The 12,596-nt window shown below is 62.6% G+C and carries 10 protein-coding genes; 9 read left to right on the forward strand and 1 reads right to left on the reverse strand.

The features are described from left to right. The first annotated feature begins 4 nt into the window (after positions 1-4). The 5 genes from gcvP (at position 5) to BLO97_RS09370 (ending at position 6,772) form a co-directional block, all read left to right on the forward strand. Positions 5-2,866: an aminomethyl-transferring glycine dehydrogenase gene (gcvP, locus tag BLO97_RS09350; RefSeq protein WP_092345649.1), complete on the forward strand. Its 2,862-nt coding sequence runs from the start codon at positions 5-7 to the stop codon at positions 2,864-2,866. A 176-nt stretch (positions 2,867-3,042) separates the two neighbouring features. Then, a complete protein-coding gene (locus BLO97_RS09355) occupies positions 3,043-4,419 on the forward strand; it encodes an L-serine ammonia-lyase (protein ID WP_063324627.1) in 1,377 nt (458 codons plus the stop codon). 39 nt (positions 4,420-4,458) lie between these two features. After that, complete coding sequence (gcvT, locus tag BLO97_RS09360; protein ID WP_092345651.1) at positions 4,459-5,583, forward strand: glycine cleavage system aminomethyltransferase GcvT; 1,125 nt, start codon at positions 4,459-4,461, stop codon at positions 5,581-5,583. A 394-nt stretch (positions 5,584-5,977) separates the two neighbouring features. Then, complete coding sequence (locus tag BLO97_RS09365; RefSeq protein WP_063324625.1) at positions 5,978-6,190, forward strand: cold-shock protein; 213 nt, start codon at positions 5,978-5,980, stop codon at positions 6,188-6,190. Between the two features lie 93 nt (positions 6,191-6,283). Further along, entirely contained in the window at positions 6,284-6,772 is a 489-nt protein-coding gene (locus BLO97_RS09370) for an RDD family protein (protein WP_014339905.1), read from the forward strand. Positions 6,773-6,975: 203 nt separating this feature from the next. On the opposite strand, the gene nadA is transcribed toward BLO97_RS09370, so the two are convergent. After that, the gene (nadA, locus tag BLO97_RS09375; protein ID WP_063324624.1) at positions 6,976-8,034 is read right to left on the reverse strand and encodes a quinolinate synthase NadA; all 1,059 of its coding nucleotides are present in this window, start codon (positions 8,032-8,034) and stop codon (positions 6,976-6,978) included. A 475-nt stretch (positions 8,035-8,509) separates the two neighbouring features. Here nadA and BLO97_RS09385 point away from each other — a divergent pair, with 475 nt between their 5' ends. The 4 genes from BLO97_RS09385 to copD are packed head-to-tail and all read left to right on the forward strand — an operon-like array spanning position 8,510 to position 12,590. After that, entirely contained in the window at positions 8,510-10,303 is a 1,794-nt protein-coding gene (locus tag BLO97_RS09385; protein WP_092345653.1) for a copper resistance system multicopper oxidase, read from the forward strand. Positions 10,304-10,313: 10 nt separating this feature from the next. Then, positions 10,314-11,234, forward strand: coding sequence for a copper resistance protein B (locus BLO97_RS09390; protein WP_063324622.1), 921 nt, complete (start codon positions 10,314-10,316; stop codon positions 11,232-11,234). Between the two features lie 53 nt (positions 11,235-11,287). Beyond that, positions 11,288-11,674, forward strand: a complete 387-nt coding sequence (copC, locus tag BLO97_RS09395; protein WP_063324621.1) for a copper homeostasis periplasmic binding protein CopC — start codon at positions 11,288-11,290, stop codon at positions 11,672-11,674. Between the two features lie 4 nt (positions 11,675-11,678). Further along, positions 11,679-12,590 (forward strand): copper homeostasis membrane protein CopD, encoded by a 912-nt coding sequence (gene copD, locus BLO97_RS09400; protein WP_092223477.1) that lies wholly within the window; start codon positions 11,679-11,681, stop codon positions 12,588-12,590. Positions 12,591-12,596 lie beyond the last annotated feature (6 nt).

Genomic DNA, 12,596 nt, shown 5'->3' on the forward strand with positions numbered 1-12,596 from the left:
CCACATGACTGTTAATCTCGGCACTGCCAACGAATTCATTGCCCGCCACATCGGTCCGCGTGCCAGCGACGAGCAAGCCATGCTCGAGCGCCTGGGCTACGACTCCCTGGAAGCCCTGAGCGCCAGCGTCATCCCGGAAAGCATCAAGGGCACCAGCGTGCTGGACATGGGCGACGGCCAGAGCGAAGCCGATGCACTGGCCTCGATCAAGGCCATCGCCGCCAAGAACCAACTGTTCAAGACCTACATCGGCCAGGGCTACTACAACTGCCATACGCCGGCACCGATCCTGCGCAACCTGCTGGAAAACCCGGCCTGGTACACCGCCTACACCCCGTACCAGCCAGAGATTTCCCAGGGCCGTCTCGAAGCGCTACTGAACTTCCAGACCCTGATCAGCGACCTTACCGGCCTGCCGATCGCCAACGCGTCCTTGCTCGACGAAGCCACCGCCGCCGCCGAAGCCATGACCTTCTGCAAGCGCCTGAGCAAGAACAAGGGCAGCAACGCCTTCTTCGCCTCCGTGCACAGCCACCCGCAAACCCTCGACGTGCTGCGCACCCGTGCCGAGCCCCTGGGCATCGACGTGGTGGTCGGCGATGAGCGCGAACTGAGCGACGTCAGCGGTTTCTTCGGCGCGCTGCTGCAGTACCCGGCCAGCAACGGTGACCTGTTCGACTACCGCGAACTGACCGAACGCTTCCACACGGCCAACGCCCTGGTAGCGGTGGCCGCGGATCTGCTGGCACTGACCCTGTTGACCCCACCCGGTGAGTTCGGCGCCGACGTGGCCATCGGCAGCGCCCAGCGCTTCGGTGTGCCGCTGGGCTTCGGTGGCCCGCACGCGGCGTATTTCTCCACCAAGGACGCGTTCAAGCGCGACATGCCGGGCCGCCTGGTCGGCGTTTCCGTGGACCGTTTCGGCAAACCGGCCCTGCGCCTGGCGATGCAGACCCGCGAGCAACACATCCGCCGCGAGAAAGCCACGAGCAACATCTGTACCGCCCAGGTGCTGCTGGCCAACATCGCCAGCATGTACGCCGTGTACCACGGTCCCAAGGGCCTGGTGCAAATTGCCAATCGCATCCATCACCTGACCGCGATCCTCGCCAAGGGCCTAGGCGCGCTAGGGCTGAGCGTCGAGCAAGAGAGCTTCTTCGACACCCTGACCTTGCGCACCGGCGCGCAAACCGCTGCCCTGCACGACAAGGCCCGCGCACAGCGCATCAACCTGCGTGTGGTGGACGCTGAACGCCTGGGCCTGTCCCTGGACGAGACCACCAGCCAGGCTGACGTCGAAGCACTGCTCCGTTTGATAGGTAACCTGATGGCCGACGGCAAGGCCGTGCCGGACTTCGCGGCACTGGCCGCCAGCGTGCAAAGCCATATCCCGGCCGAGCTGGTGCGCCAATCGGCGATCCTCAGCCACCCAGTGTTCAACCGCTACCACTCCGAAACCGAGCTGATGCGCTACCTGCGCAAGCTCGCCGACAAGGACCTGGCCCTGGATCGCACCATGATCCCGCTGGGTTCCTGCACCATGAAACTCAACGCCGCCAGCGAAATGATCCCGGTGACCTGGGCCGAGTTCGGCGCCCTGCACCCGTTCGCCCCGGCCGAGCAGAGCGCTGGCTACCAGCAACTGACCGACGAGCTGGAGGCCATGCTCTGCGCCGCCACCGGCTATGACGCGGTGTCGCTGCAACCCAACGCCGGTTCCCAGGGCGAATACGCCGGCCTGCTGGCGATCCGTGCCTATCACCAGAGCCGTGGCGAAGACCGTCGCGACATCTGCCTGATCCCGTCCTCGGCCCACGGCACCAACCCGGCCACCGCCCACATGGCCGGTATGCGCGTGGTCGTGACCGCCTGCGATGCCCGCGGCAACGTCGACATCGAGGACCTGCGGGCCAAGGCCATCGAGCACCGCGAACACCTCGCGGCGCTGATGATCACCTACCCGTCCACCCACGGCGTGTTCGAAGAAGGTATCCGCGAAATCTGCGGCATCATTCATGACAACGGCGGCCAGGTGTACATCGACGGCGCCAACATGAACGCCATGGTTGGCCTCTGCGCCCCAGGCAAGTTCGGCGGCGACGTCTCGCACCTGAACCTGCACAAGACCTTCTGCATCCCCCACGGCGGTGGCGGCCCTGGCGTCGGCCCGATTGGCGTCAAGTCGCACCTGGCACCGTTCCTGCCGGGCCACGCCAACATGGAACGCAAGCAAGGCGCGGTGTGCGCGGCGCCGTTCGGTAGCGCGAGCATCCTGCCAATCACCTGGATGTACATCCGCATGATGGGCGGCGCCGGCCTCAAGCGCGCCTCGCAACTGGCGATCCTCAACGCCAACTACATCGCCCGTCGCCTGGAAGAGCATTACCCGGTGCTCTACTCCGGCAGCAACGGCCTGGTGGCCCACGAATGCATCCTCGACCTGCGCCCGCTCAAGGACAGCAGCGGCATCAGCGTCGATGACGTGGCCAAGCGCCTGATCGATTTCGGTTTCCATGCGCCGACCATGTCGTTCCCGGTGGCCGGCACGTTGATGATCGAGCCGACCGAAAGCGAATCCAAGGAAGAGCTGGACCGCTTCTGCGACGCCATGATCTGCATCCGCGAAGAAATTCGCGCGGTGGAAAACGGCAGCCTGGACAAAGACGACAACCCACTGAAGAACGCCCCGCACACTGCGGCGGAAATCGTCGGTGAGTGGACCCACCCTTACAGCCGCGAACAGGCGGTGTACCCGGTGGCGTCGTTGATCGAAGGCAAGTACTGGCCGCCGGTGGGCCGGGTCGACAACGTGTTCGGCGACCGCAACCTGGTCTGCGCCTGCCCGTCGATCGAAAGCTACGCTTGACCTGTAGGGGGGCGGGTTTGCTCGCCCCTCTCAACAACACCGCGAACCTTGTGGAAGGTCACCTTCTCAAGGAAACCACATCTCCTTTGTGGGAGTGAGCAAGCTCGCTCCCACAAAGGAGCCTGTGCCTCATTTCATAACCGTCGATCCTCATAAAAAGAAACCGGAGAAACACCATGTCGTTAAGCGTGTTCGACCTGTTCAAGATCGGTATCGGCCCGTCCAGCTCCCATACCGTCGGCCCGATGCGTGCCGCTGCCCGTTTCGCCGAGGGGCTGCGTCGCGATGACTTGCTCAATTGCACCACCAGCGTCAAGGTCGAGCTCTACGGCTCGCTCGGCGCCACCGGCAAGGGCCACGGCAGCGACAAGGCCGTGCTGCTGGGCCTGGAAGGCGAGCATCCCGACACCGTGGACACCGAAACCGTCGACGCCCGCCTGCAAGCGATCCGCAGCAGCGGTCGCCTGAACCTGCTCGGCGAACACTCCATCGAATTCAATGAAAAGCTGCACTTGGCGATGATCCGCAAGCCGTTGGCCTTTCACCCCAACGGCATGATCTTCCGCGCCTTCGATGCCGCAGGGCTGCAAGTGCGCAGCCGCGAGTACTACTCGGTGGGTGGCGGTTTTGTCGTCGACGAAGGCGCGGCCGGCGCCGACCGCATCGTCGAAGATGCCACGCCCCTGACCTTCCCCTTCAAGAGCGCCAAGGACCTGCTGGGCCATTGCAGCACCTATGGCCTGTCCATCAGCCAGGTGATGCTGACCAACGAAAGCGCCTGGCGCCCCGAAGCCGAGACCCGTGCCGGCCTGCTGAAAATCTGGCAGGTGATGCAGGATTGCGTGGCGGCGGGCTGTCGCAACGAAGGGATTCTGCCGGGCGGGCTGAAGGTCAAGCGCCGGGCCGCGGCGTTGCACCGCCAGCTGTGCAAGAACCCGGAGGCCGCACTGCGCGACCCGCTGTCGGTGCTCGACTGGGTCAACCTGTACGCCTTGGCGGTCAACGAAGAAAACGCCTATGGCGGGCGCGTCGTCACCGCGCCTACCAACGGGGCGGCGGGGATCATTCCGGCGGTGCTGCATTACTACATGCGCTTTATCCCCGGCGCCAGCGAAGATGGCGTGGTGCGGTTCCTGCTGACCGCCGCCGCCATCGGCATCCTGTACAAGGAAAACGCCTCCATCTCCGGCGCCGAGGTCGGCTGCCAGGGTGAAGTCGGCGTGGCCTGCTCCATGGCCGCCGGCGCCCTGTGCGAAGTGCTCGGCGGCAGCGTGCAGCAAGTGGAAAACGCCGCCGAGATTGGCATGGAACACAACCTTGGCCTGACCTGCGACCCGATCGGCGGCCTGGTGCAGGTACCGTGCATCGAACGCAACGCCATGGGCTCGGTGAAGGCCATCAACGCGGTGCGCATGGCCATGCGCGGCGACGGGCATCACTTCGTCTCCCTCGACAAAGTCATCCGCACCATGCGCCAGACCGGCGCCGACATGAAAAGCAAATACAAGGAGACCGCCCGCGGCGGTCTGGCGGTCAACATCATCGAATGCTGATGCGCTTGCCTCACTTCCACATTTTTTCCAGGAGCTGATATGTCCACCGAACAACTGCTGAAGACCCCGCTGCACGCGCTGCACCTCGAACTCGGCGCCCGCATGGTGCCGTTCGCCGGCTACGACATGCCGGTGCAGTACCCTCTGGGGGTGATGAAGGAACACCAGCACACCCGCGACCAGGCCGGGCTGTTCGATGTGTCCCACATGGGCCAGATCCGCCTGACCGGCGCAGGCGCCGCCAAGGCCCTGGAAACCCTGGTGCCGGTGGACATCATCGACCTGCCGGTGGGCATGCAGCGCTACGCCATGTTCACCAACGACAACGGCGGCATCCTCGACGACCTGATGGTCGCCAACCTGGGCAACGACGAACTGTTCCTGGTGGTCAACGCGGCCTGCAAGGACCAGGACCTGGCCCACCTGCGCACGCACATTGGTGATCAGTGCAGCATCGAGCCACTGTTCGAAGCCCGCGCCCTGCTCGCCCTGCAAGGCCCGGCCGCCGTCACCGTGCTCGCACGCCTGGCGCCGGACGTGGCGAAGATGACCTTCATGCAGTTCCAGCGAGTCACGCTGTTGGGCATGGACTGCTTTGTCAGCCGTTCGGGCTACACCGGTGAAGACGGTTTCGAAATCTCGGTACCTGCCGCTGAGGCGGAAAAACTGGCCCGCGCCCTGCTGGCCGAGCCGGAAGTCGCGGCCATCGGCCTCGGCGCTCGTGACTCGCTGCGCCTGGAAGCCGGCCTGTGCCTCTACGGCCACGACATGAACACCGAGACCACGCCGATCGAAGCCAGCCTGTTGTGGGCGATTTCCAAAGTACGTCGCGCCGACGGCGCCCGCGCTGGCGGTTTCCCCGGCGCTGAAACCGTGTACGCCCAACAACAGGGCGGCGTGAAGCGCAAACGCGTCGGCCTGCTGCCCCAGGAACGTACACCGGTGCGCGAAGGCGCAGAGATCGTCAACGAAGCGGGCGAGATTATCGGCACGGTGTGCAGCGGCGGTTTCGGCCCGACCCTGGGCGGTCCGTTGGCGATGGGTTACCTGGATAGCGCCTATGTCGCCCTGGATACGCCAGTTTGGGCCATCGTGCGTGGGAAAAAGGTGCCTTTACTTGTAAGCAAAATGCCATTCGTCCCACAGCGCTACTACCGCGGTTGATTGACTGTTTCTATAAGTAACGCGATTGCGTTATACGTGCACTAATGTGTAACGCAACCGCCATAAAAAGGTGCATATCCTTAGACATTCAATGGCGCTTATAACAGTCGTTAACAATTGAACTAGCCTATCGAATAAGCCCCGCCCGGCGATGTATGTAAATGCCTGCAAGCTGAGCAAATACGGGCTTCCCCGGGGGGTTGTTTTTTCATTCGTAGTTGGCGTAGAGTTTGGTCACTGTGTTTGCATGGGTCGCTTGGAATCGTGACCTGGGCAGTAGCTTATGAAGTTTGCTACATCCCGTTCGACGTCTCTTACTTTCCTGCAACCCAGCCCAGTACTCTTTCATGCGAAAGAGGCTGTCATCAATTTTAGCGTCAAAGGAAATAAGAAAATGTCTCAACGTCAGAGCGGTACCGTCAAGTGGTTCAACGACGAGAAGGGTTTTGGTTTTATCACGCCTGAAAGCGGTCCGGACCTGTTCGTGCATTTCCGCGCCATCCAGGGCAACGGCTTCAAGAGCCTGAAAGAAGGCCAGAAAGTCACTTTCGTTGCTGTGCAAGGCCAGAAAGGCATGCAGGCTGACGAGGTTGTAGCCGAAGCCTAAGGCTTTCGCGAACTAAAAAGCCCTTGATTGATATCAGGGGCTTTTTTATGGGCGTAAATCCGTAAAATGGCTTCTTTTTCGTCCGAGACCGTCATGCCCAAACACCTGCTCACGCCCCAGGGCGACTTCCCCCCCGCCGGCCTGGGCCGTCGCCTGGCGGCAATGTTCTATGACTTTTTGCTGTGCACGGCGCTGCTGATCGTAACCAGCGGCGCCTACAAGATGATCCAGATGGCGATCATCGGTGAAGAAAAAATGCGCGCCCTCACCGAGGCCGGTGCCCTGGACGGCGACCCGTTGCTGTCCACCGTGCTGCTGTTCGTGCTGTTCGGCTTCTTCGCCAAATTCTGGACCCACAATGGCCAGACCCTGGGCATGCAGGTGTGGTGCATCCGCGTACAGAACGCCGATGGCACGGCCATCAGCCTGTGGCAGGCGCTGTTGCGGTTCGTGGTATCGATTGCGTCATTGCTGCTGGTGGGGCTGGGCTTTATCTGGGCGCTGTTCGACAAGCGCAAGCGCAGTTGGCATGACATCTACTCGGATACGCAGCTGGTGCGGATTCCCAAGAAGACCAAGTAAAGCCACCTAATCAGAAAAGTTGAAATACATTTGTGGCGAGGGGATTTATCCCCGCTGGGTCGCGAAGCGGCCCTAAAACCTGACACCGTGCAATGTCAGGAAAATAGAGGGGGCTGCTTCGCAGCCCAACGGGGATAAATCCCCTCACCACAGATAAATCCCTTCACCACAAAACCTCGCTAGCCTCGAAATCTTCTTCAGCTTCAGGCATTCCCCGCCAGCTTCATTCGCGCCGCCTGGGTGAAGTCCAGCATGCGCTTGAGCGGACGAATCGCCTGGGGGATCAGCGCCGGGTCGACGAAGATCTCGTTGGCGCCCTCCTGCAAGCTCTTGAGCGTGCGTTCCAGGGTGTTCATCGCCATCCACGGGCAGTGCGCGCAACTGCGGCACGCCGCGCCGTTGCCGGCGGTCGGGGCTTCGATGAAGACCTTGTCCGGGCACAGCTGCTGCATTTTGTAGAAAATACCCCGGTCGGTGGCGACGATCAGCGTCTTGTTCGGCAGGGTCTGGGCCGCAGCGATCAATTGGCTGGTGGAGCCCACGGCATCCGCCAGTTCGATCACCGACGTCGGCGACTCCGGGTGCACCAGGATCGCGGCGTCCGGGTACAGCGCCTTCATGTCCTCCAACTGCTTGGACTTGAACTCTTCGTGGACGATACAGGCACCGTCCCAGAGCAGCATGTCGGCGCCGGTCTTGCGCTGGATGTAAGTGCCCAGGTGCTTGTCCGGGCCCCAGATGATCGTCTCGCCGTTGTCCATCAGGCTCTCGACGATTTCCAGCGCGCAACTGGACGTCACCACCCAGTCGGCCCGGGCCTTCACTGCCGCCGAGGTGTTGGCATACACCACCACGGTGCGCTCCGGATGCTGGTCGCAGAACGCCGAGAACTCGTCCACCGGACAGCCCAGGTCCAGGGAGCAGGTGGCTTCCAGGGTGGGCATCAGCACACGTTTTTCGGGGTTGAGGATCTTGGCGGTCTCGCCCATGAACTTGACCCCCGCCACCACCACGGTCTTGGCCGGGTGGGCATTGCCGAAGCGGGCCATTTCCAGGGAGTCGGACACGCAACCACCGGTCTCTTCGGCCAGGGCCTGGATGATCGGGTCGCAGTAGAAGTGCGCGACCAGCACCGCGTCCTGAGCCTTGAGCTCGGCGGCGATGGCGGCGCGGTACCAGGCCTCTTGCTCGGCGCTCAGCGGCTTGGGCTGCTTGGCGTCGAGGTGGGCCTGGACCAGAAGGCGTTCGGAAATTTGCGTCATGTTCGCAAGACCTGCAAGCGCGTTTAGCGCGAAAGTCGAGTATACACCCGGCTCCGGACCACTCGGGTACCGCCGGGAAAGTGGGTATCAATCAGGCACGGGACTGCATGAAGCCGGCAAGGCTACAGAATATCCCACCGATGCAAAAGATCATTCTGACCTGTGCCCAGGTCCCGGGGCCGGACGCGGCCCTCCGTGGCGAGGGAGCTTGCTCCCGCTGGGGCGCGCAGCGGCCCCAAAATCCATCATTTGACGCGCAAGGTGCGTTGTACCCAGCCTTTTTGGGGCTGCTTCGCAACCCAGCGGGAGCAAGCTCCCTCGCCACAAAAGTCCGTTCATGCCAGTGGATAAGCGCCTCCCTCAAGCTGACTGAAATGTAATCACCTGCCCAGCCGGCTTATGTCATCTTCTGTTCACACCGGCACTGGGCAATGCCCCAGTGCTCGCTGCGAATCGACTGACGGACTTCCATCGCATGCAAACAAAAACTTCCCGGCGAACCTTCGTAAAGGGCCTGACTGCCGGCGGCATCCTCGGTGGCCTGGGCTTGTGGCGCGCGCCTGTCTGGGCGGTCACCAGCCCTGGCCAACCCAACGTTCTGAGCGGCACCGAGTTCGATCTGTTCATCGGCGAAAGCCCGATCAACTTCACCGGCAACCCACGTACCGCCCAGACCATCAACGGCGGCATTCCCGGCCCGCTGCTGCGCTGGCGTGAAGGCGACACCGTCACCCTGCGGGTGCGCAATCGCTTGAAGGAGACAACCTCCATCCACTGGCACGGCATCCTGCTGCCAGCCAACATGGACGGTGTTCCGGGGTTGAGTTTCAAGGGCATCGAACCCGACGGCATGTACGTGTATCAGTTCAAGGTCCGGCAAAACGGCACCTACTGGTACCACAGCCATTCTGGCTTCCAGGAACAATCCGGGGTCTACGGCCCGCTGGTGATCGACGCCAGGGAACCGGAGCCCTTCCAATACGAACGGGACTATGTGGTGATGCTCACCGACTGGACCGATGAAGACCCCGGCAACATCCTTCGCAAGCTCAAGAAACAGTCGGACTACTACAACTACAACAAACGCACCGTCGGCGACTTCATTGACGATGTGGGCAAGAACGGCTGGGCCAGCACTGTGGCCGATCGCAAGATGTGGGCCGAGATGAAGATGAACCCCACTGACCTGGCCGATGTCAGTGGCGCCACCTACACCTACCTCATGAACGGCCAGGCGCCGGACATGAACTGGACCGGCCTGTTCAAGCCTGGCGAGCGTCTTCGCCTGCGCTTTATCAACGGCTCGGCCATGAGCTATTTCGACGTGCGCATTCCCGGCTTGAAGATGACGGTGGTGGCGTCCGACGGCCAATACGTCAAACCGGTGAGTGTCGATGAGTTTCGGATCGCCGTGGCCGAAACCTATGACGTCATCGTCGAACCGACCCAGGAGGCCTACACCCTGTTCGCCCAGTCCATGGACCGCACCGGCTATGCCCGCGGCACTCTCGCGGCCAGGGCCGGGTTGTCGGCACCGGTGCCGCCCCTGGACCCGCGGCCACTGGTGACCATGGACGACATGGGCATGGGTGGCATGGACCACGGCAGCATGAGCGACATGGGGCAAATGAGCGGCATGGACCACGGCTCGATGCAGGACATGGCCGGGATGGACGACAGCCAGATGCAGGGGATGGGCGACATGGCCGGTATGGATCACGGTGCCATGCAAGGCATGGACGGCATGCTGTCGCACCCCGACACCGAGAAAGACAACCCCCTGGTCGACATGCAGGCCATGAGCGTCAAGCCCAAGCTCGACGACCCAGGCATGGGGCTGCGCGACAACGGCCGCAAAGTGCTGACCTACTCAGACCTGCGCAGCACCTTCCCCGACCCCGACGGTCGCGAGCCGGGCCGTACGATCGAGCTGCACCTGACCGGGCACATGGAGAAATTCGTCTGGTCGTTCAACGGCGTGAAATTTTCCGACGCCGCGCCGCTGCTGCTCAAGTACGGCGAGCGACTGCGCATCGTGCTGATCAACGACACCATGATGACCCACCCCATCCACCTGCACGGCATGTGGAGCGATCTGGAGGACGAGAACGGCCAGTTCATGGTGCGCAAGCACACCATCGACGTGCCACCGGGCGCCAAGCGCAGCTACCGCGTCACCGCCGATGCCCTCGGGCGCTGGGCGTACCACTGTCATCTACTGTTTCACATGGAGATGGGGATGTTCCGTGAAGTTCGGGTGCAGGAATGAGGAGCCGACCATGACCACTTTTTTTCAATACCCCATGGCACTCATTGCCAGCCTCACCCTCGGCGCCACCACCTCGGCCTGGGCGGCGGGCAACGACATGCAAGGCATGGATCACAGCCAGATGCCCGGGATGGACCATAGCCAGATGCAAGGTATGGATTCAATGCAAGGCATGGACTCGATGCAGGGCATGGAGCCCATGCAATCAGCGCCGACCACCAGCCGCACGCCGATCCCGGAACTGACAGCCGCTGATCGCGCCGCCGTCTACGAGGATCATGGCGGACACGCGGTGCATGACAGCGCAATCAATTCGTTTTTCCTCATCGACCAGCTGGAGTGGCAAGACGCCGATGACGGCAGCGCCCTGAGCTGGGATGCCTCCGGCTGGATCGGTGGCGACATCGACCGTTTGTGGCTGCGCTCCGAAGGTGAACGCCTCAACGGCAAGACCGACGAGGCGGAACTTCAGGCCCTGTGGGGCCACGCCATCAGTCCTTGGTGGGACCTGGTGGCCGGCGTACGCCAGGACTTCAAGCCGGGCGATGCGCAAACCTGGGCCGCCTTCGGCGTGCAAGGCATGGCGCTGTACAACTTCGAAGCCGAAGCCACCGCGTTCATCGGCGAAGGTGGCCAGAGCGCGGCGCGGCTGGAAGGCGACTACGACATCTTGCTGACCAATCGGTTGATCCTGCAGCCCACCGCCGAGGTCAACTTCTATGGCAAGAACGACCCCGCCCGCGGTGTCGGCTCAGGGCTGTCGGACACCGAACTCGGCGTACGGCTACGTTATGAAATACGCCGCGAATTCGCGCCATACGTTGGCGTCACCTGGAACCGGACCTACGGCAACACCGCCGACTACGCCCGCGCAGAAGGTGAAGATCGCAGCGAAGCCCGCCTGGTATTGGGGCTGCGCATGTGGTTCTGACCCGCTGAGCTGTTTCACCCAAAATTAAAAAACCACGTTGTAGGAGTCCTTGCATGTCATTGCTCAAAAACGCTGTTGCTGTTGTCGCCCTGTCCACTGGCCTGTTGATCAGCGGCTTGGCCCAGGCCCATCCGAAGCTGCTCTCCTCTACCCCCGCCGAGGGCGCCGAGGGTGCGGCACCGGCAAAGATCGAGCTGCACTTTTCCGAAAACCTGATGACCAAGTTTTCCGGTGCCAAGCTGATGATGACCGAGATGCCCGGCATGGCGGCGCATTCGCCCATGCCCATGCCAGCCAAGGTCTCCGGCAGCGATGACCCGAAAACCATGGTCATTGTCCCGAATGGTCCCCTCAGCGCCGGCACCTATCAGGTCCAGTGGCGCGCGGTGTCGTCCGACACTCACCCGATCACCGGTAACGTCACGTTCAAGGTGAAGTGAGTTGATGAGCGACTCGATCAACATCGCCCTGCGGTTTGCCCTGTATTTGGATCTGATGTTGTTGTTCGGCCTGGCCGCGTTCGGGCTCTATAGCCTGCGAGGCCAGGAGCGGGCGTCGGGCGCGCAGTTGCCTTTCACACCGCTGCTAGTGACCACGGCGGTGCTGGGCGGACTGCTGTCCTTCGCCGCCATGGCGTGCATGGCCTGGGCCATGAGCGGTGTTTCAGACTGGGCCGAACTGTGGCCGCACATTGAAATGATGGTGTTGGAGACCGACGTCGGCTTGAGTTGGACACTGCGGATAGCGGCGCTGCTGTTGGCCGGTGTCGCCGCGACGCTCAATGGACGTTGGCCGACCCTCAGCCTATGGCTGGTCATGCTGGGCGGCGCCGTCGCGTTGGCGACGCTGGCCTGGGCCGGGCATGGCGCCATGGACGAAGGTGAGCGCCGCAACTGGCACTTCATCACCGACTTCCTGCACCTGTGGGCGGCGGGTGGCTGGGTCGGGGCCTTGGCCGCGTTTGCCTTGCTGCTGCGCCAGGCCGAACCTCGGCTGGCGGTACTGGCCCGGACGTTGACCGGGTTTGAAACCGCCGGAGCGGTGATCGTGGTGGTCATCAGCGTGACGGGGGTGGTGAATTATCTGTTTATCGTCGGCCCGAATGTCGAAGGGCTGCTGGACAGCACTTATGGTCAGTTACTGGCGCTCAAGCTGATCTTGTTCGCGGCCATGTTGGTGTTCGCCGCGCTGAACCGCTTTCATCTGAGCCCATTGCTGGAACAGGCCCGACAGACCGGCGAGCACGGCGTTGCGGTGAATGCCCTGCGGCGCAGCATGGTGCTGGAGTTCTGTGTGGCGGTGATCATTCTGGGATTGGTGGCGTGGCTGGGGACGCTGAGCCCGGCGATGGAATAGGAGGTT

Origin of the sequence: Pseudomonas sp. NFACC05-1, assembly GCF_900100135.1 — a bacterium.
In the GTDB taxonomy this organism is placed as follows: domain Bacteria; phylum Pseudomonadota; class Gammaproteobacteria; order Pseudomonadales; family Pseudomonadaceae; genus Aquipseudomonas; species Aquipseudomonas fluorescens_Q.

Bases quoted from the DNA above. Each gene is read 5' to 3' on its own strand.
- nadA (WP_063324624.1), bottom strand. From the start codon at position 8,034: ATGACGCAAATTTCCGAACGCCTTCTGGTCCAGGCCCACCTCGACGCC.
- gcvT (WP_092345651.1), top strand. From the start codon at position 4,459: ATGTCCACCGAACAACTGCTGAAGACCCCGCTGCACGCGCTGCACCTC.
- copD (WP_092223477.1), top strand. From the start codon at position 11,679: ATGAGCGACTCGATCAACATCGCCCTGCGGTTTGCCCTGTATTTGGAT.
- copC (WP_063324621.1), top strand. From the start codon at position 11,288: ATGTCATTGCTCAAAAACGCTGTTGCTGTTGTCGCCCTGTCCACTGGC.
- BLO97_RS09385 (WP_092345653.1), top strand. From the start codon at position 8,510: ATGCAAACAAAAACTTCCCGGCGAACCTTCGTAAAGGGCCTGACTGCC.
- BLO97_RS09390 (WP_063324622.1), top strand. From the start codon at position 10,314: ATGACCACTTTTTTTCAATACCCCATGGCACTCATTGCCAGCCTCACC.
- gcvP (WP_092345649.1), top strand. From the start codon at position 5: ATGACTGTTAATCTCGGCACTGCCAACGAATTCATTGCCCGCCACATC.
- BLO97_RS09355 (WP_063324627.1), top strand. From the start codon at position 3,043: ATGTCGTTAAGCGTGTTCGACCTGTTCAAGATCGGTATCGGCCCGTCC.
- BLO97_RS09370 (WP_014339905.1), top strand. From the start codon at position 6,284: ATGCCCAAACACCTGCTCACGCCCCAGGGCGACTTCCCCCCCGCCGGC.
- BLO97_RS09365 (WP_063324625.1), top strand. From the start codon at position 5,978: ATGTCTCAACGTCAGAGCGGTACCGTCAAGTGGTTCAACGACGAGAAG.